The organism is Staphylococcus gallinarum, assembly GCF_000875895.1.
GTDB lineage: Bacteria > Bacillota > Bacilli > Staphylococcales > Staphylococcaceae > Staphylococcus > Staphylococcus gallinarum.
This window is the reverse complement of sequence record NZ_JXCF01000135.1, coordinates 1-241: the sequence shown is the minus strand read 5'-3', so window position 1 is coordinate 241 and position 241 is coordinate 1. Positions and strand designations below refer to the sequence as shown.

Below are 241 nucleotides of genomic sequence, written 5' to 3'. Positions count from 1 at the left end.
TAAAGGCGTATTTAATACCTCGAAAAAAGTATCATCAAGTGCATTATCACGTTTTAATTGCGCCTGCACTGCATCTAAATACTCTACATAAGGTTGCGGGTAGTATGTGATTGTCTTTCCCCCTTCTACAAACCGATGATTCGGTCTTGGCGTTCCCATCGGAGGTATATTGATGGTATATTGCCATACTTTAGCCATCGTCATCTCGCTCCTCTCTACTTATCAAAGCCTAGCAACTTAT

Annotated in this window: 1 pseudogene; it reads right to left on the bottom strand. The window is 41.1% G+C overall.

Features of this window, described 5'->3' with window-relative positions:
• Positions 1-198, bottom strand: a pseudogene (locus tag SH09_RS13770) (RusA family crossover junction endodeoxyribonuclease); the annotation flags it as partial.
• Between the last annotated feature and the right edge of the window lie 43 nt (positions 199-241).